A 253-nucleotide genomic window follows, 5' to 3' on the forward strand; every position below is an offset into this window, starting at 1 on the left:
GCCGCGCATGTTCCTCATCCGTGACCCGTATCGTGAGCATCCTTTCGCGTTTCACCGGTATCATTAAAAACCTCCGACAGACTCCCCACACATGGAGAAACAGAACTGTGACTAAACAGGAAAAAACAGCCCTTAACATGGCCCGCTTTATCAGAAGCCAGACGCTGACACTGCTGGAAAAACTGAATGAACTGGACGCCGACGACCAGGCGGACATCTGCGAAGCCCTTCACGACCACGCCGACGAGCTTTA

At 53.0% G+C, this 253-nt stretch carries 1 protein-coding gene; it reads left to right on the forward strand.

Features of this window, described 5'->3' with window-relative positions; genetic code table 11:
• Positions 1–107 precede the first annotated feature (107 nt).
• Positions 108–253, forward strand: a 146-nt coding sequence (locus tag E0D98_RS27125) for a Rop family plasmid primer RNA-binding protein (protein ID WP_072164420.1), incomplete at its 3' end; no start/stop codon positions are given.

It is taken from the genome of Escherichia sp. KCJ4928 (genome assembly GCF_004352695.1).
Classification (GTDB): domain Bacteria; phylum Pseudomonadota; class Gammaproteobacteria; order Enterobacterales; family Enterobacteriaceae; genus ECMA0423.